The sequence below is a fragment of the Stenotrophomonas lacuserhaii genome (genome assembly GCF_039674585.1).
Taxonomy (GTDB): Bacteria; Pseudomonadota; Gammaproteobacteria; order Xanthomonadales; family Xanthomonadaceae; genus Stenotrophomonas; species Stenotrophomonas pennii_A.
Map to the genome: position 1 here is coordinate 1 of NZ_JBDJNU010000006.1, position 26,013 is coordinate 26,013.

The 26,013-nt window shown below is 68.4% G+C and carries 20 protein-coding genes; 13 read left to right on the forward strand and 7 right to left on the reverse strand.

Going from position 1 to position 26,013, the window contains the following annotated elements; genetic code table 11:
• Positions 1 to 185: 185 nt before the first annotated feature.
• Positions 186 to 692, reverse strand: a complete 507-nt coding sequence (locus ABE522_RS03780) for a hypothetical protein (RefSeq protein WP_346590556.1) — start codon at positions 690 to 692, stop codon at positions 186 to 188.
• 315 nt (positions 693 to 1,007) lie between these two features.
• On the opposite strand from ABE522_RS03780, the gene ABE522_RS03785 reads away from it, so the two are divergent.
• Positions 1,008 to 3,794: a beta-glucosidase gene (locus tag ABE522_RS03785; RefSeq protein WP_346590557.1), complete on the forward strand. Its 2,787-nt coding sequence runs from the start codon at positions 1,008 to 1,010 to the stop codon at positions 3,792 to 3,794.
• A 100-nt stretch (positions 3,795 to 3,894) separates the two neighbouring features.
• Here the strand turns inward: ABE522_RS03785 and ABE522_RS03790 are convergent, their stop codons facing one another.
• The gene (locus ABE522_RS03790) at positions 3,895 to 4,980 is read right to left on the reverse strand and encodes an alkene reductase (protein WP_346590558.1); all 1,086 of its coding nucleotides are present in this window, start codon (positions 4,978 to 4,980) and stop codon (positions 3,895 to 3,897) included.
• Between the two features lie 195 nt (positions 4,981 to 5,175).
• Here ABE522_RS03790 and ABE522_RS03795 point away from each other — a divergent pair, with 195 nt between their 5' ends.
• The 3 genes from ABE522_RS03795 (at position 5,176) to lldD (ending at position 7,655) form a co-directional block, all read left to right on the forward strand.
• Positions 5,176 to 5,934: an SDR family NAD(P)-dependent oxidoreductase gene (locus ABE522_RS03795; protein WP_346590559.1), complete on the forward strand. Its 759-nt coding sequence runs from the start codon at positions 5,176 to 5,178 to the stop codon at positions 5,932 to 5,934.
• Positions 5,935 to 6,004: 70 nt separating this feature from the next.
• Positions 6,005 to 6,454 carry an MgtC/SapB family protein gene (locus ABE522_RS03800; protein ID WP_346590560.1) on the forward strand — a complete coding sequence of 150 codons (450 nt, stop codon included), beginning with the start codon at positions 6,005 to 6,007 and terminating at the stop codon, positions 6,452 to 6,454.
• 61 nt (positions 6,455 to 6,515) lie between these two features.
• A complete protein-coding gene (lldD, locus tag ABE522_RS03805) occupies positions 6,516 to 7,655 on the forward strand; it encodes an FMN-dependent L-lactate dehydrogenase LldD (RefSeq protein WP_346590561.1) in 1,140 nt (379 codons plus the stop codon).
• 23 nt (positions 7,656 to 7,678) lie between these two features.
• Here the strand turns inward: lldD and ABE522_RS03810 are convergent, their stop codons facing one another.
• From ABE522_RS03810 to ABE522_RS03820, 3 genes are all read right to left on the reverse strand, one after another.
• Entirely contained in the window at positions 7,679 to 7,981 is a 303-nt protein-coding gene (locus ABE522_RS03810) for an I78 family peptidase inhibitor (RefSeq protein ID WP_406846297.1), read from the reverse strand.
• A 177-nt stretch (positions 7,982 to 8,158) separates the two neighbouring features.
• A complete protein-coding gene (locus ABE522_RS03815; protein ID WP_346590562.1) occupies positions 8,159 to 8,779 on the reverse strand; it encodes a hypothetical protein in 621 nt (206 codons plus the stop codon).
• Between the two features lie 59 nt (positions 8,780 to 8,838).
• Positions 8,839 to 9,711: a LysR substrate-binding domain-containing protein gene (locus ABE522_RS03820; RefSeq protein WP_346590563.1), complete on the reverse strand. Its 873-nt coding sequence runs from the start codon at positions 9,709 to 9,711 to the stop codon at positions 8,839 to 8,841.
• A 127-nt stretch (positions 9,712 to 9,838) separates the two neighbouring features.
• Here ABE522_RS03820 and ABE522_RS03825 point away from each other — a divergent pair, with 127 nt between their 5' ends.
• Positions 9,839 to 11,305: an amidohydrolase family protein gene (locus ABE522_RS03825; RefSeq protein WP_346590564.1), complete on the forward strand. Its 1,467-nt coding sequence runs from the start codon at positions 9,839 to 9,841 to the stop codon at positions 11,303 to 11,305.
• Positions 11,306 to 11,317: 12 nt separating this feature from the next.
• Here ABE522_RS03825 and ABE522_RS03830 read toward each other — a convergent pair whose 3' ends face one another.
• On the reverse strand, positions 11,318 to 12,142 hold the full coding sequence (locus ABE522_RS03830) for a potassium channel family protein (RefSeq protein WP_346590565.1): 825 nt from the start codon (positions 12,140 to 12,142) through the stop codon (positions 11,318 to 11,320).
• A gap of 155 nt (positions 12,143 to 12,297) precedes the next feature.
• On the opposite strand from ABE522_RS03830, the gene ABE522_RS03835 reads away from it, so the two are divergent.
• The 3 genes from ABE522_RS03835 to ABE522_RS03845 all read left to right on the forward strand — a co-directional run bounded on the left by ABE522_RS03835 (position 12,298) and on the right by ABE522_RS03845 (position 18,208).
• The gene (locus ABE522_RS03835) at positions 12,298 to 12,681 is read left to right on the forward strand and encodes a hypothetical protein (protein ID WP_346590566.1); all 384 of its coding nucleotides are present in this window, start codon (positions 12,298 to 12,300) and stop codon (positions 12,679 to 12,681) included.
• A 144-nt stretch (positions 12,682 to 12,825) separates the two neighbouring features.
• A complete protein-coding gene (locus tag ABE522_RS03840) occupies positions 12,826 to 14,751 on the forward strand; it encodes a sensor histidine kinase (RefSeq protein WP_346590567.1) in 1,926 nt (641 codons plus the stop codon).
• Between the two features lie 34 nt (positions 14,752 to 14,785).
• Positions 14,786 to 18,208, forward strand: a complete 3,423-nt coding sequence (locus tag ABE522_RS03845) for a hybrid sensor histidine kinase/response regulator (protein ID WP_346590568.1) — start codon at positions 14,786 to 14,788, stop codon at positions 18,206 to 18,208.
• 16 nt (positions 18,209 to 18,224) lie between these two features.
• Here the strand turns inward: ABE522_RS03845 and ABE522_RS03850 are convergent, their stop codons facing one another.
• The gene (locus ABE522_RS03850; protein ID WP_346590569.1) at positions 18,225 to 18,875 is read right to left on the reverse strand and encodes a response regulator transcription factor; all 651 of its coding nucleotides are present in this window, start codon (positions 18,873 to 18,875) and stop codon (positions 18,225 to 18,227) included.
• A gap of 120 nt (positions 18,876 to 18,995) precedes the next feature.
• Between ABE522_RS03850 and ABE522_RS03855 the strand changes: the two genes are divergently transcribed.
• The 5 genes from ABE522_RS03855 to ABE522_RS03875 all read left to right on the forward strand — a co-directional run bounded on the left by ABE522_RS03855 (position 18,996) and on the right by ABE522_RS03875 (position 25,916).
• On the forward strand, positions 18,996 to 19,670 hold the full coding sequence (locus ABE522_RS03855) for a response regulator transcription factor (RefSeq protein WP_346590570.1): 675 nt from the start codon (positions 18,996 to 18,998) through the stop codon (positions 19,668 to 19,670).
• A 112-nt stretch (positions 19,671 to 19,782) separates the two neighbouring features.
• Positions 19,783 to 19,971 carry a hypothetical protein gene (locus tag ABE522_RS03860; protein ID WP_346590571.1) on the forward strand — a complete coding sequence of 63 codons (189 nt, stop codon included), beginning with the start codon at positions 19,783 to 19,785 and terminating at the stop codon, positions 19,969 to 19,971.
• 142 nt (positions 19,972 to 20,113) lie between these two features.
• A complete protein-coding gene (locus ABE522_RS03865) occupies positions 20,114 to 21,043 on the forward strand; it encodes a M14 family metallopeptidase (protein ID WP_346590572.1) in 930 nt (309 codons plus the stop codon).
• A gap of 155 nt (positions 21,044 to 21,198) precedes the next feature.
• Positions 21,199 to 23,178 (forward strand): choline BCCT transporter BetT, encoded by a 1,980-nt coding sequence (gene betT, locus ABE522_RS03870; RefSeq protein ID WP_346590573.1) that lies wholly within the window; start codon positions 21,199 to 21,201, stop codon positions 23,176 to 23,178.
• A gap of 194 nt (positions 23,179 to 23,372) precedes the next feature.
• On the forward strand, positions 23,373 to 25,916 hold the full coding sequence (locus ABE522_RS03875) for a methyl-accepting chemotaxis protein (RefSeq protein ID WP_346590574.1): 2,544 nt from the start codon (positions 23,373 to 23,375) through the stop codon (positions 25,914 to 25,916).
• Positions 25,917 to 26,013 lie beyond the last annotated feature (97 nt).

Sequence of the window (26,013 nt, forward strand, 5' to 3'; positions counted from 1 at the left end):
CCACCCTCAACCCCCCGCACCCCCCCCCCTCCCCCCCCCCGCCCCCCCCCCCCCCCCCCCCCCCCCCCTCCCCCCCCCCCCCCCCCCCCCCCCCCCCCCCCCCCCCCCCCCCCCCCCCCCCCCCCCCCCCCGGATGCAGCTCTGAAAACCACCCGCGAGGGGGAACCACCCGTTCGACCCACCGCCTACGGTGCCGACGGCATCCCCGGCCGCACGTAGAACGACCGCCCGGTCTCGTCCACGAACAACAGTTCGGGCGCGCCCTGCCAGGAGGTCAGCATCGCGCCGGTATTGTTCTGATGCTTGACCATCAGCGTGGCCCCGCGGTCCGGGTTGGCGACAACCTTGAAGACTTCGGTCGCGCCGCTGGCATCGTCCAGGGTCAGGATCGCTTCGCCGCCGGTGTCCAGGGTGCCGTAGCCGCCGCGCTCGGTGCCGTCCGGGCCCAACAGGACCACGCCGGACAACGGCGCGGCACGCGGACCCAGCGCTTTTTCGCTGCGGGTGGGATCGGGAACCGGTGCGCCCAGGATCACCCGGGCCTGGCCCTGACCATCGCGGATGATCAGTCCACGGGCGTGCAGGACCCGGTCGGGCGATTGCGCTTGCTGCTGGCGCCAGGCGGTCCAGCCACAGGCGGCGAGGGCGACCAGTGAGAGGGCGAGGGCGGTGATGCTCAGGGCACGGGACATGACGGATTCCTTCCTTGGATCGATCCACGACAATAGCCGATGCCTGCGGCGCGCTCCAGTCGTCCATGCGACCTTCGCCGCATGCGACGGAGGTTGACAGCAACGAACCTGCTCGACCACTCTTCACCTGTTGGATTGCCCCGCAATCCAGGAGCAGGTTGTCACGCCGGACGGAGGGGTCCGTGCGCAGGCCCGCTCCGCCCCGGTCCCTGCAGTATCGCTCCGGCGACGCCTGCATGCGGGCTAGCGCTGCTCCCTTCGGCGGCACCCTTTCCAGGACCGACTGCGCAGGCATCGGGTTTGAAACGTCTGTCGATGAAAACGATTACAAAGCAGCTCTCCCTATCCGCCGCCATTGCCCTGGCGCTCGCCGTCCCGGCCCTTGCCGCCGATGCCGCGCCGTCATTCAACGTACTGGCACTGGACAAAGCGCCGCTGGCGGCTGACGTGCCGTCGCTGGTCACCCAGCTCGCCGACGTGCAGGCCGACGTGGTGACCGTGCTGGACGTGGAGCGTCCGGTGGGCGCGATCGATCCGCTGCAGACCCTGGCCGACCAGCTCGGGTATGACTATCGGTTCGTCCAGGCGGACGTGGATGCCCAAGGCACTGCGCAGGGCCAGGTGCTGCTGAGCCGTATCCCGGTGCAGGCCGAATCGGGCCCGGACCAGGTCGGCCGCGGATACCTGCGACTGGCCGACGAGCGCCACGTGGTCGCACTGTATGCACAGGCCGGTGCGGATGCGGCGGCATTGCCGGCACTGCTGAAGTCCTCCCGACTGGGTGCGCCGGCCGTGCTGCTGGCGCCGACTTCGGTGGCGGCGGAAGGCTTCATTGCGAGCGGCGTGTCCGGCGTGGCAAGCAATGGCTTCGCTGCGGGGCGCGCAGCGGATCTGAAGCTGCGCGGCGCCAGCGGCAACGCGCTGAAGGCGCAACTTCTGACCCTGCCGTATGCACAGGGTGCGACGCCGTCGCAGCCGTGGATGGACCCCACGCTGGCCGCCGACGAACGTACCCGGTTGTTGCTGGGCGAGATGACCCAGGACGAAAAATTCCAGATGCTGCGCAGCTACTTCGGGCTGGGCAAGGACGGCGGTCCGCTGCCGGAAGGCGCGGTCGGTTCGGCCGGCTTCGTGCCGGGCGTGGCGCGGCTGGGCATCCCGGCGCAGCAGTCGGCCGATGCCGGCGTAGGCGTGACCAACCCCGGCGGCATCCGCAAGGGCGACTTCGCGACCGCGATGCCGTCCGGTCCGTCCACGGCGTCCAGCTGGAACCCGCTGATCGCCTATGTCGGCGGCGCAACCATGGGCCGCGAAGCCTGGCAGCAGCGCTTCAACATCCTGCTCGGCGGCAGCGTCAACCTGCAGCGTGATCCACGCAACGGGCGCAACTTCGAATACGCCGGTGAAGATCCGTTGCTGGGCGGTGTGATCGTGGGTGAGTCGATCCGCGGCATCCAGAGCCAGCACGTCATCTCCACGATGAAGCACTACGCGCTCAACGACATGGAAACCCGACGCAACTTCCACAGCGTGCAGATCGGCGACCAGGCGATGCACGAGTCGGACCTGCTGGCCTTCGAGATCGCCATCGAGCTCGGCAAGCCGGGTTCGGCGATGTGTTCCTACAACAAGATCAACGGCATCTACGGCTGCGAACATCCGTACCTGATGAACCAGGTGCTGAAGCAGGAATGGAAGTTCCCCGGTTTCGTGATGTCCGACTGGGGCGGCGTGCACAGCGGCTCGAAGGCGGCGCTGGCCGGCCTGGACCAGCAGTCGGCTGGCGAAGTGTTCGATGCCACCACCTTCTTCGACCAGCCGCTGCGACTGGCCGTAGCCGGTGGCACGGTGCCGCAGGCGCGGCTCGACGACATGGTGTCGCGCATCCTGCGCACGATGTTCCTGCATGGCAACTTCGACAATCCGCCGCAGCACCAGCCGATCGACGTGGAAGCCGGCTTTGCCGCCGCCCAGCGTACGGTGGAAGAGGGCAGCGTGCTGCTGCGCAACGAGGGCAACCTGCTGCCGCTGGCTGATAGCGTGAAGCGCATCGTGATCATCGGCGGACACGCCGACAAGGGCGTGATCGGCGGCGGTGGCTCGTCGATGGTGGGCGTCACCGCCAAGGGCACCAATGCGGTACCGGGCGTGATGCCGACCACCTGGCCGGGCCCGGTGATCTTCCACCCGTCTTCGCCGCTGGAAGCGCTGCGCGCCGAGCGGCCCGATGCCCAGATCACCTATGTGGATGGCCGCAACCCGGCTGCCGCCGCGCGTGCGGCCGCACAGGCCGACGTGGCCTTGGTGTTCGCCACGCAGTGGTCGGCCGAATCGGTCGACCTGCCGGACATGCAGCTGCCCGACCAGCAGGACGCGCTGATCAGTGCGGTGGCCAAGGCCAATCCGAAGACCGTGGTGGTGCTGGAAACCAACGGCCCGGTGCGCACGCCGTGGCTGGCGCAGGTGCCGGCGCTGCTGCAGGCGTGGTACCCGGGCATCCGCGGCGGTGAAGGCATCGCCGCACTGCTTACCGGCAAGGTCAATCCGTCCGGTCGCCTGCCGGTGACGTGGGTGGTGGACGAATCGCAGCTGCCGCGGCCGCACGTGCCGGGGCTGGGCTTCAACCCGAAGCAGCCGCCGGTGGACATCTTCGATTTCGATATCGAAGGTGCCAACGTGGGGTACAAGTGGGCTGCGGCCAAGGGCCTGGTGCCGACCTTCGCCTTCGGCCATGGCCTGTCCTATTCCAGCTTCGCCTACGAGAACCTGCAGGTGAGCGTGGAAGGCCAGCGCGTGGTGGCCAGCGTGGACGTGCGCAACACCGGCGCGCGTGCCGGCGCCGACGTGGCCCAGCTGTACCTGAAGCTGCCACAGGGCCACACCACGCCGATCCGCCTGGTCGGTTTCGACAAGGTCAGTCTGCAGCCGGGTGAGCAGCGCCGGATCCGCATCGAAGCCGAGCCGAAGACCTTGGCTGATTTCGATCCGACCGCGCGGCAGTGGAAGATCGCCGCGGGCGCCTACCAGCTGCAGTTGGGTCGCAACGCGGGCGAGCCGCTGCAGGTGGTGGATGTGCAGCTGCAGGACACCGTGGTCCGCTGAGTGCGGGCAGGGAGGTGACGACCAACGGTCGTCACCCACCCGGAGGCGTTTCAGCCAGCCGGAAGCGTTTCAGCCACCCGGCAGCGTCAGCCAGCGCCGGTCACAGTGGCGGGTAATCGGTGTAGCCCTTTGCACCGCCGCCGTACAGGGTGGCTTGGTCGAGTTCGGCCAGCGGTGCATCACGGCGCAGGCGCTCGACCAGGTCCGGATTGGCGATGAAGGCACGACCGAACGCCACTGCATCGGCATAGCCCGATGCCAACGCGGCTTCGGCACGCGCCTTGTCGTACCCGTTGTTGGCGATCCATGCGCCGCCGAAACGCGAACGCAGGGCCGCGTAGTCGAACGGGATATTGTCCCGGTCACCGCCGGTAGACCCTTCGATGACGTGCACGAAGGCCAGCCCCTCGATATCGTCCAGGCGCTCCACGGCGCGTTCGAACAACGGCTGCGGATCGCTGTCGTGGGCATCACCGGCCGGGGTAGTGGGGGACAGGCGTACACCGGTGCGGGCCGCGCCAATGGTGTCGGCGACCGCCTTGACCACGTCGTACAACAGGCGGGTACGGTTCTCGATGCTGCCGCCGTAGGCGTCGTCGCGCTTGTTGCTGCCATCGCGCAGGAACTGGTCGATCAGGTAGCCGTTGGCGGCATGCACTTCCACACCATCGAAGCCGGCTTCGATGGCGTTGTGCGCGGCCCGGCGGTAGTCCTCGATAAGCGCCGGGATCTCGTCCAGGGCGAGCGCGCGCGGCGTGGATACGTCTTCGAAACCGTTGGCGGTGAAGGTCTTCGCATCGGCGCGGATGGCGCTCGGCGCGACCGGCACTTCGCCTTCCGGCAGCAGGCTGGTGTGCGAGATACGGCCGACGTGCCACAGCTGCAGCACGATCTTTCCGCCGCGGGCGTGGACTTGGTCGGTCACTGCTTTCCAGCCCTTCACCTGTGCATCGGTGTAGATGCCCGGTGTGTCCAGGTAACCCTGGCCCAGCGGACTGATCTGGGTGGCTTCGGCAATGATCAGCCCGGCGCTGGCGCGCTGCCCGTAGTACTCGACCGCCAGCGGCGTGGGCACGCGGTCCGGGAGTGCGCGGTTGCGGGTAAGCGGTGCCATCACCACCCGGTTGGCGAGGGCGATCGCGCCCAGGCGGGTTGCAGAGAACAGCACATTGTCATCGGTGGGCATCAAGCGTCCTTCGTTTGGGGGGAGGAAGGGCCGCGTCAGGGCCCGTGCGCCGAGCATAGGGCCCGGGTTGTTGCAGCGGTGGGAAGGCCTGTTGCACGCGCCGTGGACGCATGATGCGGGCGCGTCACGCAGCGCGGCGTACCGTTGCCGGGGATGGATGGACCCCCTCCAGACCAACGCAACAGGAGTCGAGCAATGATTGATTACCAACTCAAGGGCAAGACCGCGATCGTCACCGGCGGCGTGTCCGGGATCGGCCTGGCCGTGGCGGAAACGCTGGCCGCCTCCGGTGCCGCGATTTCCGTATGGGACCTCAAGCAGGAGGCGGTCGACGCCACCACCGAAGCGCTGCGTGGCAACGGGGTGAGGGCGCTCGGTATCGCGTTGGACGTCACCGATGAGACGGCGGTGGAAGCGGCCGTCGCGCGCACAGTGGCCGAACTCGGCAGCGTGGACATCGCGGTCAACAACGCCGGCATCGCAGGCCCGGCGGCGATCAGTGGTGACTACCCGGTGGATGGCTGGCGCAAGGTCATCGATGTGAACCTGACCAGCGTGTTCCTGTGCCAGCGCGCGCAGATCCAGGCCATGCGCAGGGCCGGCAAGGGCGGCAGCATCATCAACATGGCCTCGATCCTGGGCCAGGTGGGGTACGCCGGATCGGTGGCCTACGCGGCGGCCAAGCACGGTGTGGTGGGGCTGACCCAGACCGCGGCCTGGGAACATGCCGCCGACCAGATCCGCATCAACGCGGTCGGCCCCGGTTTCATCAGCACCCCGTTGCTGGAACAGATGGATCCGAAGGTACGGGCAACGCTGGAAGGGCGGCATGCGCTGAAGCGCCTGGGCACCCCCGAAGAGGTCGCCGAGCTGGTGGCCTGGCTGGCCAGCGATGCCGCATCGTTCGCCACCGGCACCTATTACCCCATCGACGGCGGTTACCTCGCGCAGTAGGCCACCGGGCTTCACGGTCCTCCCACGGCCTTCCGGCGACCTTCACGGTTTGACCAAGGGAGGACAGACGATGGATTTCAGCCAGGATATCTCCCTGCTGCTGCGGGTCGGCGCGGCGATGCTGTTCGGTGGGGTCATCGGCTTCGAGCGCGAACTGGGCAAGCACGCGGCGGGGCTGCGCACCCACATGCTGCTGGCCGGTGCGGCGGCGCTGATTGTCGGGTTGGGCGATTCGGTGGCCGAACACTTCCAGCAGGACCGGTACCGCGACCTGCTGCAGGTGGATCCGATCCGCCTGATCGAAGCGGTGGTGGCATGCGTGGGCTTCATCGCCGCCGGCACCATCATCCGTGGCGCGCGCGATGGCGAGGTCAGCGGCCTGACCACCGCCAGTTCGTTGATCATGTCCGCTGCGGTGGGCATCGCGGTGGGCATCGGCGCGTACGTGATCGCCACCGGGGTGACCTTGATGTGCCTGCTGGTGCTTACCGTCATGCACAAGCTGGAAAGGAAGCTGTAGGCGATCCCATGCGCCGAAAGGAGACTTGCCTGCCGGCGCGTTTTTCGCCCACAGTCGGGGCATGATCATTTCCGCCTCCACCGACTACCGCGCAGCGGCGCAACGCCGGTTGCCGCCGTTCCTGTTTCATTACCTGGATGGCGGTGCCTACGCCGAGCACACGCTGCGGCGCAACGTGGAAGACCTGGCCGGCATCGCGCTGCGCCAGCGCGTCCTGCGCGACATGTCCGAACTGGACCTGCAGACCGAGTTGTTCGGCGAGACGCTGGCGATGCCCGTGGCGCTGGCGCCGGTCGGCCTGACCGGCATGTTCGCGCGGCGCGGCGAAGTGCAGGCCGCACGCGCGGCGGCCAGCCGGGGCATCCCGTTCACGCTGTCCACCGTGTCGGTATGCCCGATCGAAGAGGTGGCCCCGGCCATCAACCGCCCGATGTGGTTCCAGTTGTACGTGCTGCGTGATCGCGGCTTCATGCGCAACGCGCTGGAGCGCGCGCAGGCGGCCGGGGTGACCACGCTGGTGTTCACCGTGGACATGCCGGTGCCCGGTGCGCGCTATCGCGACATGCATTCGGGGATGAGCGGACCCAACGCCGCGCTGCGCCGTGCCGGCCAGGTGCTGGCCCATCCGCTCTGGGCCCTGGACGTGGGCCTGCGCGGGCGTCCGCACGACCTCGGCAACATTTCGGCCTACCTCGGCAATCCGACCGGCCTGGGCGACTACATCGGCTGGCTGGCCAGCAACTTCGATCCGTCGATCAGCTGGAAGGACCTGGAATGGATCCGCGAATTCTGGAAAGGGCCGATGATCATCAAGGGCATCCTGGATGCCGATGACGCGCGTGATGCAGTGCGTTTCGGCGCGGACGGCATCGTGGTGTCCAACCATGGTGGGCGGCAGCTGGATGGCGTGCTGTCGACCGCGCGCGCCTTGCCGGCGATCGCCGATGCGGTGAAGGGAAACCTGAAGATCCTCACCGATTCGGGCATCCGCAGTGGCCTGGACGTGGTGCGGATGCTGGCGCTGGGCGCCGACGCCGTGCTGCTCGGGCGTGCTTTCGTGTACGCCCTGGCGACCCACGGAGAAGCCGGGGTGGCCAACCTGCTGGACCTGGTGGCGAAGGAGATGCGGGTGGCGATGACCCTCACCGGCGCGCGTCGCATCGCCGACATCGGCCCCGGCCTGCTGGTCCGCGCCGACTGAGCACGGACCGGCATGGCGCGCGTCTATTCGCAGCGCACGGCGGTGATCACGTCCTGCTTGTCGATGTAGACGCGCAGGCGATCGGTGCGCAGATCCTTGGTGGTGATGGTGCCCGGGCCGATCGGGTTGACCAGCCCGGCGCCGCTTTCGCGCGACAGGCGGCGCATGTTCGCCTCGTTCGCGGGCTGGCCCACGGCCCACCCGAGCGTGCCGGCCTGGCACTGGCCACTGCCTTGCACCTGCGGGCCGGGACTGCTGGCACAGCCGCCCAAGGCCAGCGTACCGAGCAGGGTGAGGGAGATCATCATGCCGTGACGGGTGGCCATCGGTGCGCGTCCGCAGGGGAGGTGGAGGCACCATAGCACTGCCCGGCGTGACGGCCACGGCAGCTGGACGGCGGCCCGCTGGACTGCCTGGCCGGGCGTTGCGTGGGTTTCGTGACCCTCCGACCGGGGGCTGGTCTGGTGCTGGAACCCGAACACTGGCGCCGACGTGCGGGTCGGTCAGTGCGGGAGCGCGCCCTGCAGGTAACTTTCGATCACGTAGCTGAAAGGCCGCTGCGCGCTGTCACGCAGCAGCGCGCGGATCTCGAGCACGGTGGCGCCCGTGCCTTCACCCCGCGCGGGCCACCAGGCTTCATCGCGCAGCGTTTCGCGCTGGAAGCCCAGTGGGGCAACCACGCGGCCGAACGGTTCATCGCTGCCGTCCAGCACGGCATTCATTGCCGGGGTCAGCAGGCTGGGCAGGTACCAGTTGTCGGCCTCGGACAGCACGTGTTGCCCACAGGCCAGCTGCACCCGGCGGTAGCGCAGCGGCGTGCCAGGCTCCACCTGCAGCGCGCGACGTACCTCGTCCGGGGCATCGCGCTGCACGCCCTGCACGCGCACCGCGCGCACCCGCGCCTTGTCGGCCAGCCCATGTTCGGCGCACCAGGCTTCCAGGGTCGCGGTGGCGCTGCGTCCGGCCAGCACGCGCTGGTGCAGTTCCTCCACGCGCTGCTGCGGCGTCGCCGGTGCGTTCAGCCCGGTCTGCGCATCGGCCGCGGCGAAGGCGGCAACCGGCGCTGCCGCCAGCAGCGAGGCGGCCTGCCAGCGAAGGCGGTCGGTGCGGTCGAACGGGCCCATGAAACCTGCTTTGGTGGTTGCGTCAGCGTTAGTTTACCCGCTCCCCGCACCGCTTCGGTTCAGCGCGCTTCGCTGTCCACCTGGCGCTTCAGCTCCAGGGCCAGCGCGCGCACGCCGTCGTCGGCGTTGTCACGGTAGAGGATGCCGATTTCGTAGCTGTCGATCACCGGCAGTCCGTGTTCGCCATCGATGATGCGATGGTCGGCGGTCACCGCGCGCCGTGGCAGCAGGCTGATGCCGATGCCATCGGCCACCGCGCCCTGGATCCCGCTCAGCGAGGAACTGGTGAAGGTGATCCGCCAGCGCCTGCCGAGCGTTTCGATCGCATGGATCATCTCATCGCGGTATAGCCCGCGGGGCGGGAAGGTGACCAGCGGCAGCACGTCCTGGCCTGCACTGGGCGTTGCGCGGCCGTCGATCCAGTGCATGGGCTCGGGCCAGCAATGCACGGCGGGCCGGCTGTTGCGCCGTTGCTTGACCAGCACCAGGTCCAGCTCACCACGGTCGAAGCCCTGGGCCAGGTCCCGGCTCAGCCCGCTGCTGATTTCCAGCCGGACCTGCGGATTGCCCCGGTTGAAGGCGGCCAGCATGCGCGTGGTGGCCGGGTTGACGAAATCCTCGGGCACGCCGAGGCGCAGCGTCGTGGCCACCGTTGCACCCGCCAGCGCCTGCAGCAGTTCGTCGTTCAAGCCGAGCATGCGGCGCGCGTAGCCCAGCAGCGTCTGGCCGGCGTCGGTAGGCTGCACGTCGCGGTGGCCGCGTTCCAGCAGGCGATGGCCGGCCAGCTGTTCCAGGCGCCGCACCTTCTGGCTGATGGTGGACTGGGTGGAATGCAATCGGCTGGCGGCTGCGGTGAAACTGCCGCAGTCGGCGACCATGACCAGTGCGCGCAGCAGGTCCAGTTCAAACAATGGTCTATTCGACTGGTTCATCGCTGCTATTCAATTATTTTGTTTCCGCATGGGTAAAGCGACTTCTACCATGCGCTGGCCGGGCATGCCAACGCGCACGCCGGCATTTGTTCCCGCGGCCCGTGCGCCGTGCAACCGGATGCCTGCCATGTTTTCCAGAACCCTGTGCCTGCTGGCCCTTGCAGCGGCCGGCGCACCCGCCGCGTCGGCGACCTCGCCACAGCGTGCCGACGTGCTGATCCAGCACGCCACCCTCGTGGATGTCGAAGCCGCGCGTACGGTTCCCGGGCAGAGCGTGGCGCTGCGCGGCGAGGACATCGTCGCCGTCGGTGACGACGCGTCCATGGCCTCGCAGTGGACCGCCGCGCGCCGCGTCGATGCGGGCAACCGCTACCTGGTGCCGGGGCTGTGGGACATGCACGTGCATTTCGGCGGTGGCCCGGCGTTGATCGAGGAGAACAAGGCGCTGCTTCCGCTGTACATCGCCCATGGCATCACCACCGTGCGCGATGCGTCCGGCGACCTGCCGCAGCAGGTACTGCAGTGGCGCGGGCAGATTGCCAGCGGCGTGCTCGAGGGGCCGCGCCTGCTGACTTCCGGGGCCAAGATCGAAGGCCTCGATCCGGTCTGGAAAGGCACGCTGGAAGTGGGCAGCGAGGCGGACGTGGATGCGGCGATCACGCAGCTTCGCCACGACCGGGTGGACTTCGTCAAGATCACCGACAGTACGTTGAAGCCCGAGCTGTTCCTGTATGCGGCCAGCGCCGCGCGCAAGGCCGGACTCAAGGCGTCCGGGCACATCCCGATGGCCCTGACCGTGGAGCAGGCCGTCGATGCCGGCCTGGCGTCCATCGAGCACCTGGATTACGCGTTCAAGGCCGGCAGCCGGGAACAGGCCGCCATCGCCGCGGACTTCGGCGCAGGGCGGATCGACCGCGCGCAGGCCAACCAGCGCCTGGATGCCAGCTTCGACCGCGATACCGCGATGGCGGCCTATCGTGACTTCGCCCGTCGCGGTGTCTTCGTCACGCCCACGCTCAACGGCGGCCGCATCCTGGATTTCCTCGACCAGGACGATCATCGCCAGGACCCGTACCTGGCGTATATCGGGCCCGGGCTGCGCGCGACCTATGCATGGCGCGTGGATCGCGCTGCCAAGGCCACGCCGGCGCAGGTGCAGGCGCGCCACCGGCAGTACCACCAGGTGGCCGCGGTGCTGCCGATGCTGCAGGAGGCCGGGGTGACGATCATTGCCGGCACCGATGCCGGATTCCTCAACGCGTTCAACTATCCAGGCATCGGGCTGCACCAGGAACTGCAGCTGTTCGTGCACGAGGGACTGACACCGCCGCAGGCACTGGCGGCAGCCACCCGCGCTGGTCCGGCCTGGTTCGGCCAGATGGATCGCTACGGTTCGGTTGAAGCAGGCAAGGCCGCCGACCTGGTGCTGCTCGATGCCAATCCGCTGCAGGACATCAGCGCCACCCGGTCGATCAACACGGTGGTGCTGCGTGGACAGGTGCACGACCGCGCTGCACTGGATGCGATGCTGCAGCGGGTGCGCAGCCAGGTAAAGGCCTGGGACGCCGCGCAGGGTGGCACACACGCGGATTGACCTGCGCGGGCATCAACCCGCAGCGGCGTGCGGGTCCCTGGCTGCCGGGGACGGCGGACGATTGTCGCGCGCGTCGCCGTGGCAGGCGCAGCCGCAGCTGCCGGGTGCCGCCTGGCGCTGCTGCATCGCGCCGGCGAACAGTTCCGCGCCCATGATGCCGGTCGGAAACGCGATGATGCCGTAGCCGAGCAGGATCGCACAGCCGGTGATCAGCCGGCCCAGCCCGGTCTGCGGGGTGATGTCGCCGTAGCCGGTGGTGCTCATGGTCACCGCGGCCCAGTACACGCCGACGGGGATGCTGCTGAAGCCGTTGCCCGGCCCTTCCACCAGGAAGATGACCGTGCCCAGCAGCATGATCAGCAGCACCATCACCCCGATGAAGACCAGGATCTTCCGTCGTGCACGGGCCAGGGCGTGGCGCAGGTGCCGGGTTTCTTCCAGGTAGACCGGCAACTGCAGGATGCGGAACAGGCGCAGCAGGCGCAGCAGGCGCACATCGGCCAGCACATGCAGCCCGGGCAGCAGCAGGGCCAGGAACACCGGCAGGATCGACAGCAGGTCGACCACCCCGAAAAAGCTGCGCGCGTAAGCCCAGGGCCTGCGCAGCAGCCACAGCCGCAGCAGGTATTCGGCGGTGAATACGGCGGTGAACGACCATTCCAGCGTGCTCAGCAGGCGGCCGTGCTGTCGGTGGATGTCCGCCACGCTGTCGAGCATCAGCACCAGCACGTTGACCACGATCACCACCATCACCGCCGCTTCCAGACGGCGTGCCACGCGGCCGCGCTCGGCGAAGCGGCGTGCTGCGGTCCGGAGGTGCTTTTGCAGGGAATACATGGCGGCGGCGGTGGGCAGGAGAGGATCGAGGGCGGGCAGCTTGGGGGCTCGCGGCGGGGCGCGGAATACAACAAACACGAAAAGGGGCAAGCGCCGCCTTCGCCTCTAGGCTGGCATTCATCAATGCAGCAGCGTTGCCTGGAGAGGGTCTCGCCATGCATGCACGAACCAGCTTTCTGATGATCGGCATAGGGGTGTGCTGCGCTGCGTTGGCGGGCCCCGTCCACCGCTGTGGCAGCGGCGCGGCGGTACGCTACCAGGACGCCCCCTGCGCGGCAGGCGAAGCGACCACGCACTGGGTGGATCGGGACCGCAACCCGCCCATCGCCACCACGCCCACGGCCCAGCCGCCGCCGATCCGGCGCAAGGCGCCGCGGGCGCCGCCGGGGCGAAGCGTGCTGATTCCCTTGCAGGAGGACCCGCAGGCCTGCCGCCGCGCGCAGCGTGCACGGGAAATCGCGCTGCAGCGCCGGCGCCAGCACGAATCCTACGTCGAGCAGCGGCAGTGGGACGACCGCCTTCGTGATGCCTGCCGATGACCGCGATCCTTGTGCACGGATTCAGGCGCGTCCTATGGGGACGGCGGGCACGTCCGACTATCGTGCAGGTCATTTCCCCGGAACCCTGTCGCAACCAGGAACGCCGCGCACGGCGCGGGCCCGACCTGCCTGCGCACCCCCTGCATGATCGCCTGTCTGCGGCCCCTGATCGGCCTGTCCTGCCTGCGTGGTCGGGGCCAGCCCCCCCGTCGCGGTGCGCCCGGCGTGGTGCATCGCCATGCGTACCGCCTGCTGGTGGCGGCCGCGGCCGCCTCGGTCGCCCTGCCGTGCGTGGCCATGGCCTTTCCGGCGGTCGCTGGCCTTCACTGCCATGGGCGGCAGGACAGCGGCGTCGCACGCACGCTGTTCCACCTGCATCGTGATGCGCCGCTGCCGCGCACCGACGGGGCGCTGGCCACCCGGGCCAGCGTGCCCGACAGGTCAGCCGGGAGGCCGCGCGCACCGGTGATCACCGTTGCGGCCTGCGCACTGCTGGCAGCTGCGATCTGGCTGTGGCTGGCGCGCCGGGCGCGGGGCGTGCCGGTGCCGGCAGCGCTGCGGGCGCGACAGGTCCGTACCGATGAACCACTGTTCCGATCGCTGATCCAGATGACGCCTTCCGGGCTGTGCCTGGTAGACATCGCACGCGCGCAGCCGGTGGTCCAGAATGAACTGATGCGCCGCTATGCCGACGCCGCCGAGCGCTGCGGCATGGACCTGTATGCCGCGCTGGTGGAGGGGCATGCACGCGCCCGCAGCCGAAGCGGGCCAGGCGGTGATCCGGAGATCGACGAGTTCGAACTGTCCCATCCGGCGATCGACCAGATCCCGGCACGCCACCTGCTGGTCAGCGCGACCCGGGTCGTCCACGCCCAGCGTCCGGTGCTGTTGTGCGTGCTGCAGGACCTCACCGCGCGGGTTGAACTGCAGCAGCAGAAGGACCTGCTGCATGAACAGGCGGACGCCGCGCACCGTGCCCGCTCGCGCTTGCTGGCTGCCATGAGCCATGAGATCCGCACCCCCCTGCATGGCATCCTCGGCCATCTGGAGCTGTTGTCGCGCTCGCGCCTGGACAGCGAACAACAGGCGCGCCTGCGCCGCATCACCCAGTCCGCCGATTCGTTGCTGCTGATCATCAGTGACGTGCTGGATCTGGAAAGGGTGGAGGCGGACCAGCTGGGCCTGGAGGTGGTCACCTTCGAGCCGGCCGTGCTGATCGAGGGCGTGGCGTTGCTGTATGCCCCGCTTGCGCAGGGCAAGGGAGTGGACCTTGACCTGCTCGTCGATCCGCTGCTCGCAAGCCACTATTCCGGTCCGATGGCGCGCATCGAACAGGTGCTGCGCAACCTGGTCGGCAATGCCATCAAGTTCACGCCTTCGGGCAGGATCGAGATCCGGCTGCTGCCATCGCAGCAACCCGGCGCCCTGCGCTGGGAGGTTGCCGACTCCGGGATCGGGCTCAGTGCCTCACAGCAGCAGAACCTGTTCGAGCCCTTCATCCAGGCCGACGCCTCCATCGCCGGCCGCTTCGGCGGATCCGGCCTGGGCCTGACGCTGTGCCGCCAGTTGTGCCGGGTCATGGGCGGCGACATCGACGTACAGAGCACCTCCGGGGTGGGCAGCGTGTTCGGCTTCGACATCCCGCTGCTGCCCGCCGAGCGGCACGCTACCGCAGCATCCGGGCCACTGTCGGGCCGCCAGGTGCTGTTGCATTCGACCGTCATCGGCTGGCGTGAGGAGTTGGCGCGCCGGCTGCGTGGCTGGGGCGCCGAGGTGCTGCTGCTGGACAGTCTGGAGCAGATGGGCGCGCAGGCCGACCGCGGGCCGTTGCCGCTGGTGGTCTTCGAACGCAACCAGCGCGCCGCCGGTCCAGCACCGCACGCCGGAGCCGAGCGGGTCGTGCGGGTACGCAGCGATGGCCCCCTGCGCGCAGCGCTGCAGGAAGGCGCGTGGCAGGTGTCCGCCTACTCGGCCGCGTCGCTGCTGCAGGCCCTGCTGGATGCCGGGAGCAGGTCGGACGCTGCGCAGGCCGTGGATCAATCGATGGCAAGCCGGGCAGGGATCGGCTAGATTCGAGCCGCGCAGGCGCGCAAAGGGAACCGGCTTGGATACGTTGCCAACCAGTGTTGCACCGACCGTGCAGGGACGCTCCCTGTTGTCGTCGCTGCGCCGCCACCAGCGCAGGCTGTTGTTCGGCGGTGGTGGCCTGGTCAGCCTGTTGATCCTGGCGACCCTGCTGGTGGCGGTCCTGTCCGATGTCGATGCATTCCACTCCGCGCAGCGGCAGCGGTTCGCGGAAGCCCGTGCATCGGTGGATTATTTCCTGCTGCAGCGCGATCGTGCCTACGCTGCCAACATCAACGGCAGCGAGGCCATGTGGAACGGACAGCAGGCCCACCTGCAGGCGCAGGGGCGGCCGCTGGTGGAGCGCTTCCTTGCTGGCGGCAGCCAACTGCTGGTGCGCGCCGAGGGACGCACCGCCGTGCCTTGGCTGGTGCTGGGCGCCAAGGACAATCCGTTGCCGCGACCACAGCTGGATGCCTACCTGGGCATCATGGTCGAGTACTCGGCCTATACCGCGTCCACGGTCACGGCGCTGCGTGCATCGGGCCCGGTCACGATGTATCTCTACGAGCCGCAGGGGCGCCTGCTGGCGGTCGCCGGGGTGGCCGACGAAGCCCAGCTGCTGCGCGCGCTGCGGGTCGGCAGCCGCGAAGAAGCGTTTGCCCGGTTGTTGGTGAATGAAGAAAGCGCCCGCGAGATGCGGCCGCTGGCGGGGCCGGTGGAAAGCGCGGCGGCCAGCGGGCGGTTGATCTCGCGCTTCGACAGCAACCCGATAACCGGGCAGCCCTCGCTGGTCGGCGTGCAGACCCTGCTGCAGGGACGTGAGCCTGCGTTCCGGCGGATCGTCTTCGAGCCGGTCGAGACCATCAAGGCGCGGTTGGACGAGCGCGTTTCGGGCGCGTATGCGGTGGTCACCCATGACGGACGTACGGTGCTGCGCAGTGCCGGCATGCCACGCGATATCAGTCCCGCGCTGGCGGGGCGGATCGCCGGGGCGGCCACTGGCGCCGACGGACGCCTGCACGTGCGCGGTCAGTTCATCGTGCACGGGCCGGTCCATGGCGTGGACTGGTCGGTCCTGCACCTGTATGGCTGGGGCGACCTGTGGCGCGACAAGGGCGGGCGGCTGCTGGCCCAGGCGCTGGCGTCGGCGGTGATCCTGCTGGCGTTGTGGCTGCTGTTGCTGCGGCTGCACCGGCGCGTGTTCACCCCCGCCCTGGCCGATGCGTCACGCGTGTACGAAAGCGAGGCGCTGAGCAGGGTGATCATCGACACCTCGCCGGTGGGGCTGGTGCTGATCGATCCCTCCAGCGGTGAGCCGCTGGTGGAAAACGAGCCGGCCCGGCAGATGGCCGCGCTGGTCGCCGCCGACGGCGCTGCGCTCTACGCGCTGTTGGCCACGCATGCGCGCGCGGCAGCCGATGCCGATCCCGGGGCCGGTGCCGCGCAGGAGTTCCAGTGGAATGCCGAGGGCGCTGGCCGGCATGCGCTGAAACTGCAGGTGGCGATGGCACCGGCGTCTTTCCGCGACCGGCCTGTCTGGGTCTGTGCCCTGCGCGACGTCACCGCGCAGGCCGAGCTGGAACGGACGCTGCGCGATGCGCGCAGTGATGCCGAACGCGCGCGCGCGGCAGCCGAGTCGGCATCGCAGGCCAAATCCGCGTTCGTCGCCACGATGAGCCATGAAATACGCACGCCGCTCAACGGCGTGCTGGGCCACCTGGAACTGCTGGCGCGCTCCCCGATGCAACCGGCGCAGCAGGAGCGCGTGGAACGCATCCGGCTTTCGGCCGACGCACTGCTCGGCATCATCAGCGACGTGCTGGACTTTTCCAAGATCGAAGCCGGGCAGCTGGACATCGACCCGGTGGCGTTCGAGCCGCGGCCGTTGATCGAACAGGCGGCGCTGCTGTTCTCGGCACAGGCCCAGCGCAAGGGGGTGAAGCTGTACTACGCGCTGGATCCGGCGCTGGACAGCGTGTTCCTCGCCGATGTGCATCGCATCCGCCAGGTACTCAACAACCTGCTGGGCAACGCGGTGAAGTTCACCGAGTCCGGCAGGATCGTGGTCAGGGCCGCGCTGGTGGAGCGCCCGACGGCGGCGGATCCCTTGCTGCGGCTGCAGGTGGTGGATTCGGGCATCGGCCTGGCAGAAGACCAGCTGGCCCAGTTGTTCCAGCCCTTCCAGCAGGCCGATGCCAGCATTTCACGCCGCTACGGCGGCAGCGGGCTCGGATTGGCACTGTGCCAGCAGCTGGCGCGGCTGCTGGGCGGCAGCATCGGCGCGGAAAGCACCCTCGGCGTGGGCAGCGTGTTCACCCTGGATGTGCCGGTGCAGCGTGGCCAGGCGCCCGGCTGCCCCGCGCATCCGTTGGCCGGCCAGCGCATCACGCTGTTGTCGGCCGCGGCGGAATGGCGGGTGGAGATCGGCGGGCTGCTGCAGCGAGCGGGAGCGGACGTGACGGTGCTGGAGCAGCCGCCGCTGGAGCCCGCCGCCGACGCAGACGCCACCTTGCTGCTGTTCGGCGAGCGGCGCGCGTGGAGCGCCGATGAGGAAGCCGCGCTGGTCGCACGGCACCGCCACGTGGTGCGTGCTTATGCCAATGGCCCGCTTTCGCCGCAGCAGATGCCCGATGGGGTGCACGTCAGCTGTTATGCAGGCCAGGCGCTGCTGCGCGCGCTTGGCGCGTTGCACGGCGACCTTCCGACGGTGGCGCCCGCGCCGTCGGCATCACTTGCCAGCGCTCGCGGGCGGCTGTTGCTGGTCGAGGACAATCCGATCAACCGCGAGTTGATCCAGCAGCAGTTGGAAGCGCTGGGATTCTCCGTGGATACCGCAGAGGACGGAAGGGATGGCCTGCTGGCATGGCGGCATCACGAGCACCGGGCCGTGCTGACCGACATCAACATGCCGGTGATGGATGGGTACGCGCTGGCGCGCGCCCTGCGCGAACGCAATGCATCCATGCCGATCCTGGCCATCACTGCCACGGCACTTGCCAGCGAACGCGAACGCTGCCGCCAGGCCGGGATCACCGACCTGCTGCTCAAGCCGCTCAACCTGGACACGCTGGCACGCGTGCTGCAACGCCATCTCGGTGCGATGCCCGACGCTGCGGGCGTGGATGCCGTGCCACCCGCGCCCGCCGACAACCATGCGCCGGACGCGGCGATGGCATTGCCGGAGCACCTGCGCCGCACGTTCGTCACCAGTGCGGTGGACGACCTCGAACGCATCGCACGTGCGCGCGCCGACCAGGATGGACCGGCCCTGCTGGACCGGGTGCATGCGCTCAAGGGCGTATTGATGATGCTGGGGCAGCGCGGGTTGGGGGAGCGATTCAGCGCGTTGGAAGCGCAGCTGCGCGATGGCGGAACGGTCGACGCCGCAACGTTGGATACGGCAATCGAAGCGCTGCAGGCGCTGGTGGACCAGCAGGCGGCGCTGATCGGCACTGCCTGAGGCTTCGCGTGCCCGGTCAGGTGGGGGTTGTCGACAGGCCCAGCTCCACGGCGTATTTGAACAGGTCCGCGTCGCGTTCAATGCCCAGCTTGGCCATCCCGTTTACTTTCTGCGTACTGACGGTCTGCTTGCGACGGTCCAGCTTCTCGGCGATCGCGTTGATGGTCCAGCCGGCAACGAACAGGGTGAGTACTTCGCGCTCGCGCGGAGACAGGGCAAGGGTGGGGCGCTGGGTACCGCGCAGGGGCAGCAGCGGCGCGATACCCGGTGACAGATACCGGCGCCCGACATGCGCGGCCATCACCGCGGCGGCAATGTGGCTTACGTCATCTGCCTTGCTCAGGATATGGCTGATCCCCGCTTCGAACAGTGCCTGCACGATGGCGGCCTGGTCCAGGCCGGTGAACACCACGATCTGCAGTTCCGGATAGCGCTCACGCAGCATGTGCAGCAGCGGCAGGCCGTCGCCATGCGCGCCGCCGGGCATGGCGAAATCGGTAACCAGGACGTCGCAGGGATGCCCGTCAAGCAGCGCGATCAGCTCGGTTGAATCGGCGGCTGACCCTACATGGACCAGGGCCGGGACCGAATCAAGTGCCGACTCGATGGCCACCCGGATCAGCGGATGATCGTCTGCCACGACGACGTGGATGGAATTATCGGCCATTCTGGACTCCGGCTTTCGTTGTCGGCCCCTGCAGAACGGGGGCGCGGCGCAACTATATGACAGCTTCGATTGAAGGTGGCATATAGTTCCCGGAATACCCGCTTCACATGGGCTGACGACGTGTCAATTCGCATAGCCATCGCCGATGATCACCCGGTCCTGCTGGCCGGGATTGCCCATCTGCTCCGGTCCGAAGCCGACCTTGACGTGGTGGGCATGGTCAAGGATTCGACCGCGCTGGTGGCGCTGGTCAGCGGGCAAGGTGTGGATGTGGTGGTCACCGATTTCTCGATGCCGCATGGCCAGTACGGCGACGGCATCGCCATGCTGCGGTTCCTGCAGCGGCGATTCCCGCAGACCCGGCTGGTGGTGCTGACCGGCATGGAAAGCCCGCTGGTGCTGAACAATATCCTGGCAGCGGGCGTGGAGTGCATCGTCAGCAAGAGCGATCCGATCCAGGAAGTGCTGCCGGCGTTGCGGATGGCATGGGCGCAGGGCGCCTACCTGTCACCGCAGGTGCGGGCCAGGCTGGTGCCGGATGCCACGGCCGGCGACGATCACCAGCACTTGTCAAAGCGCGAGAAGGAAGTGCTGCGCATGTATGCCGAAGGGCTTTCGGTGATCGAGATCGCGACCCGCATTGGACGATCGCGCAAGACCATCAGCACGCAGAAGGTGGCGGCGATGCGCAAGCTCGGCCTGGCGTCGGATGCCGATGTGTTCCAGTACGCCATTGCCCACGGCCTGGTAAACGCCTCGCAGCAGGCGCGGGCGAACGCGGCCGACACGGAGTAGGTTTGGGCCGGGTCTGATACGCGGCGCCTGGCCATGCCTCTAAGGTGGCATGCAATGTCGCGGTTCAACCGGTGCCGATGTGCTGCCCCTTCCACCCGCCCGTATCGCGTTGATGCTCTCCGCGTTCGCCGAGCTTGACCCGAGAGAGCAGGCTGCCTTCCTGGACACGCTCAATGCGTATCTGTATGCGTCGCCGCAGCAACGCCGGCGCCTGCGCGATGCATGGCGCGATGCTGTCGTGGACTGCCGCGCGCCAGCAGCGGCAGTCCCGTCCGGCGACGACCTGACAGCACCGCCTTGAACCATCGCCGGTCAGTTGACCAGGACTGGTATGCGCAGATCGAAGAACGCCTGGCCGACGCCGGCGAGGCCATCGGCTGAAGCCGGCCGCCGGCGGCTGCGGTGCTAAAATGCGCGCTGATTTCCGCTGCCGCGAGACCGCCATGAGCCCTGTTGCCTTCTATCCCGTGGGAACCCCCGGCCAGCCCTGGGGCGACGCCGAGCGCACGCAGTGGCGGTCACGGCAGCAGCGGCTGCGCCGGTTCGACCAGGACGTGCTGCCGCGCATCGATGCCTTGTCCCGCACGTTCGAAGGCGTGCAGTACGGTGCCCTGGACTACGCCGGCGAGGCCTATCCGCTGCTGGCGCTGCGCAGCATGGACTGGGACCCGGCGCTGCCGGCGGCGCTGGTGACCGGTGGCGTGCACGGCTACGAAACCAGCGGCGTGATGGGCGCGCTGGAGTTCCTCGAACAGCACGCCGCCGACTACGCCGGGCGCATCAACCTGCTGGTGGTGCCGTGCGTGAACCCGTGGGGCTATGAGCGCATCAACCGCTGGAACTACGATGCCATCGACCCGAACCGCAACTTCCGCGACGGCGGTCCGGCGCGCGAGTCCACCGCGCTGATCGAGCTGGTGGCCCCGCTGAAGTCGCAGTTCGTGCTGCACATCGACCTGCATGAGACCACCGACAGCGATGAAAGCGAGTTCCGCCCGGCGGTGGCTGCGCGCGACGGCAAGCCGTTCGAGCCGGGCCTGATCCCGGACGGTTTCTACCTGGTGGATGACACGGAAAATCCGCAGCCGGCGTTCCAGCAGGCGGTGGTGGCGGCGGTGGAGCAGGTGACCCATATCGCCCCCGCCGACGAGGCCGGGGAGATCATCGGCTCCAAGGTGGTTTCGCACGGGGTCATCCACTACCCGCTGGTGGCGCTGGGGCTGTGTGCGGGCATCACCGGGGCGCGCTACACCACCACCACCGAGGTCTACCCGGACAGCCCGCGCGCCACCCCGGCACAGTGCAACCAGGCCCAGGTAGTGGCGATCCGGGCGGCGCTGGATCATGCGCTGGTTCATCCTGCGCGGGCGTGATCTGACGCTTCTGGCATGCAGTGGGCCGGGGCCCGCAGCCGACTGAAGTCGGCTCTACCGGGATCTGCGGCCACCCAGGTGGCTTCTTCATGCCTTCTCCATGTGAAGTCGTTCACACTTGGACGGATGTATCACTGATCTGGAGTAGGCCGTCCATGGAAGCACTGGAGCCTGGCATCCCCCCGGTGCGTACCCTGCGACCTGTCTTCGCCGTTGCCTCGGTGATCGTCGTGGCGTTCGCGATTTTCGTCAGCCTGTTCCCGCTCGGGGCCGGGCGGATGCTGATGCAGGCGCAGGACTGGGCCTCGTCCAACGTGGGCTGGTACTACCTGCTGGCGATGACGCTGTACCTGGTGTTCGTGGTGGTGGCCGCGCTGTCGCCGTATGGCAGCATCAAGCTGGGCGCAGACCACGACGAGCCGGAGTTCAGCTATCTGTCCTGGGCCGGGATGCTGTTCGCCGCCGGTATCAGCATCACCCTGTTCTTCTTCTGCGTGTCCGAACCGCTGACCCACTTCATGCAGCCGCCGCAGGGCGATCCGGCTGCCGGAGAGGCCGGGGCACGCCAGGCGATGCAGCTGCTGTTCCTGCACTGGGGCCTGCATGGCTGGGGCGTGTTCGCGCTGGCGGCGATGGCCATGGCCTACTTCGCCTACCGGCACAACCTGCCGCTGGCACTGCGTTCGGCGCTGTATCCGCTGATCGGCAACCGCATCAACGGGCCGATCGGCTACACCGTCGATGCACTCGGCATCGTCGCCACGGTGTTCGGGCTCGGTGCGGACATGGGCTTCGGCGTGCTGCACCTCAACGCGGGGCTGGCGCACCTGTTCAACGTGCCGCATACCCACGCCGTGCAGGTTGCGCTGATCGTGCTGATGATGGGCGCGGCGGTGGCGGTCGCGGTCACCGGGGTGGAAAAGGGCGTGCGCTGGATGTCCAACATCAACATGCTGCTGGCGATCGCGCTGGTGCTGTTCATGCTGTTCGCCGGCCCGACGCAGTACCTGCTGGGCACGCTGATGCAGAACGCCGGTGACTACCTGGGCAGCGTGGTCGGCAAGAGTTTCGATGTGTATGCCTACGGTGGAAAGCCCGGCTGGATGGGCAGCTGGACGGTGTTCTACTGGGCATGGTGGATCGGCTGGTCACCGTTCGTGGGGCTGTTCATCGCGCGCATCTCGCGCGGCCGGACCATCCGCCAGTTCGTGTTCGGGGTACTGCTGATTCCGCTCGGTTTCACCCTGGCGTGGCTGTCGATCTTCGGCAACAGCGCGCTGGACCAGGTGCTCCACCATGGCCAATCACAGCTGGCGCAGCTGGCCATCGATGATCCCCCCACGGTGCTGTACGCGTTGCTGGAAAGTTATCCGTGGAGCCGGGCGGTGATCGCGGTGACCGTGCTGGTCAGTTTCGTGTTCTTCGTGACCTCGGCCGATTCCGGGGCGGTGGTGCTGTCCACGCTGTCTTCGCACGGGGGGGCGCCCGAGGACGACGGCCCGCGCTGGTTGCGGGTGTTCTGGGGCACGGTCACCGCCGTGGTCACCGCTGGCCTGCTGCTGGCCGGCAACATGGACGCGCTGAAGTCCGCGGTGGTGCTGGCCTCGCTGCCTTTCTCGGCGGTTCTGCTGCTGATGGCGTGGGGGCTGATGCGCTCGTTCTCCGATGAATCACACCGGAAGCGGGCGCTGCAGTACCGTGCCTCGCCGTTGGTGGGGGCCAGCCGCCACCACCAGGGCTGGCGCCAGCGCCTGGGCCAAGCGGTCAATTTCCCGGTGCGCGACCAGGTGTACCGCTTCATGGATACCGATGTGAAGCCGGCGATGGAGGCGGTGGCAGAACAGCTGCGCGGAGATGGCTGGGAGGTTTCCACGCGGCTTGAAGCGGGTGACATGGAGCTGTCGGTCAACCATGGCGAGCAGCAGGATTTCCTGTACCGGGTGATCCTGACCGGCTACCGGGTGCCGTCGTTCGCCTCGCACCAGGCGCGCAACAGCCGCTACTACCGGGCCGAGGTGCATCTGTACGAGGGCAGCCAGGACTATGACCTGGTGGACTACAGCCGCGAACAGATCATCAACGACATCATCAGCCAGTACGAGCGCCACGTGCAGTTCCTGCACCTGAGCCGCTGATTTGCCTGTGCCGCCGGGCATGGCTCGGCGCTACCGGGTTGCCGGGTGGTGGGGTAGCGCCGAGCCATGCTCGGCGAGCGCAGCGGCAAAGCCAGAGGCGTGACGGCCAGCGGCCGTCCTTGCCGCCGGCAACGGTCAAGAAACCGTCATGCGGGTCGATAGAGAGGCTGTCCGCCCCCCTTCCGAGTTCCGTGATGCGTACCGCTTCCCTCTCTTCCCGCTCCCGGCGCCTGCCCAGCGTGGCCCGGCGCCTGATGCTCGGCACCGGCCTGTTGGCCCTGGCGTGCTTCGGCTTCACCGCCGTGATCAGTTACTGGCGCAGCAGCGATGCCTTGCTGGACAGCGCGCAGGCGCGGCTGCAGGACCTGGCAGGGCAGGAAGCGCAACGGATCGCAGCAGAGATCGCGGTGGCTGCCGACACCGGTACAGCGTTGGCCAACAGTTTCAACGTGCAGCGTTCGCTGGGCAGCCTGGACCGGGAGGCCGCCAATGCGGTGATCCGCGCGCAGCTGCAGGCGCATCCACAATGGCTGGGCATGGGGACGCTGTGGGAGGCCGATGCCTTCGACGGCAAGGACGCCGCCTTCGTCGACAGCGAGGGGCATGATGGCAGTGGCCGCTTCATGACCTGGTGGGCCTGGCAGGACGGCACGCTGGTGCGCGAACCCCTGCGGGACTATGAAAAGCCCGGCGATGGCGATTGGAACCTCAAGCCGAAGCAGACCCTCACCCAGGCGGTGGTCGAACCGTATTACTACCCGGTGGCCGGCAAGGACACCCTGATGACCACGGTGGCGACTCCGATCCTCGAGGACGGGCGCTACCTGGGCGTGATCACGGTCGACTTCACCCTGGCCGCGCTGCAGGCGCGGATCGCGGCGATGCGGCCGATGGAAGTGGGCCACGCGACCCTGTTGTCGCCGGCCGGATCGGTGATGGCCAGCCGCGATGCGGTCGAGGTCGGCAAGGTGCGCGGCGATGCCGCCACCCGGGCGATGCTGGCGGCCGTGGCGAAGGGGGGAACGGTCAGCACGCAGACCCGCGTCAACGGCGAACCGCAGCTGCAGGTCTTCGTGCCCCTGCGGGTGGGTGCGGCGCCAGAGGTTTTCGCGCTCGGGATCGCGGTGCCGGAAGCACACGTGATGGCCCAGGCGCGCACCCTGTTGTGGGTCATCGTGGCCGTGGGCCTGTTCTCGGCGCTGCTGCTCAGCGCTGCCTTGTTCGTATTGCTGCGGGCCCTGGTGTTGAAGCCACTGGGTGAAGCCGAGCGGGTTTCGGCCGCGGTTGCCGAAGGGCGCCTGGACAGCCGCATCGCGGTATCGCGCAATGACGAGGTCGGCCGCCTGTTGACTTCGATGGGGGCCATGCAGGACCAGCTGCGCGCGGTGATCACTGCCCAGGCCGACATGGCCGGGCGGCACGACGAAGGGCAGATGAGCTATCGGCTGGATGAGCGCGCCTTCCCCGGCGAGTATGGCCGCATGGTGGCCGGCACCAACGCGCTTGTGGCAGGGCACGTGGACGTGCAGCGGCGGCTGGTGGAGGTCATGGCGTGCTACGCGGTGGGCGACATGAGTGCGGACATGGAGGAGCTGCCCGGCGAGAAGGCGACGATCAGCGCGGCGATGCGCGACACCAAGGCCAACCTGCAGGCGATCAACGCGCAGATCCTGCAGTTGGCACACGCTGCGGCAGCCGGTGATTTCACCCAGCGCGGTGATGCGGCGCGCTTCAGCCACGATTTCCGCAGCATGGTGCAGGGCCTGAACACCCTGATGCACACCACCGACGGCAACCTGGCCGAGCTGTCGCGGCTGCTGCAGGCGATCGCCCGGGGCGACCTCACCGCGCGCATGCAGGGGGACTTCCACGGCGTGTTCGCCCGGATGCGGCGCGATGCCGATACCACGGTGGAGCAGCTGACGCGCATCGTCGGTGGCATCCAGCAGGCCAGCGCGATGATCAACAGTGCGGCAGGCGAGATCGCCGCGGGCAACGAGGACCTGTCGCAGCGTACCGAACAACAGGCGGCCAGCCTGGAAGAAACCGCGGCGTCGATGGAGGAACTGACCTCCACCGTGCGCCAGAATGCCGACCACGCACGCCAGGCCAACCAGCTGGTGCAGGGTACCGCCGCGGTGGCATCACAAGGAGGGGAGGTGGTCGCACAGGTGGTGCAGACCATGACCGGCATCGAAGGGTCGTCGCGGCGCATCGCCGAGATCATCACGGTGATCGATGGCATCGCGTTCCAGACCAATATCCTGGCGCTGAATGCCGCGGTGGAAGCCGCGCGTGCCGGTGAGCAGGGTCGCGGCTTCGCCGTGGTGGCCACCGAAGTACGCGCCTTGGCACAGCGTTCGGCCACTGCCGCGCGCGAGATCAAGGGCCTGATCGATGATTCGGTCGGGCAGGTGGAGCAGGGCGCGCAGCTGGTGCGGCAGGCCGGCAGCACCATGCAGGACATCGTCACTTCGGTGCATCGGGTGACCGACATCATGGCCGAGATTTCCGCTGCCTCGCAGGAACAGAGCGCGGGCATCGAGCAGGTCAGCCAGACCGTGGTGCAGATGGACGAGGCGACCCAGCAGAATGCCGCGCTGGTGGAAGAAGCCAATGCCGCGGCGCGTTCACTGGAAGAGCAGTCGCACGAACTGCAGCAGGCGGTGGCGATCTTCCGCCTGCGCGACACCTCCACCCTTACCCAGCGCGCCGCGCCCACCGCCGAGCCTGCATGACGTCCCGACGGTAGCGCCGAGCCACGCTCGGCGGAATCCTTCCGGCGTCGCGGACTGGAAGCCGCCGAGCGCGGCTCGGCGCCAGCGTTCGCGGGTT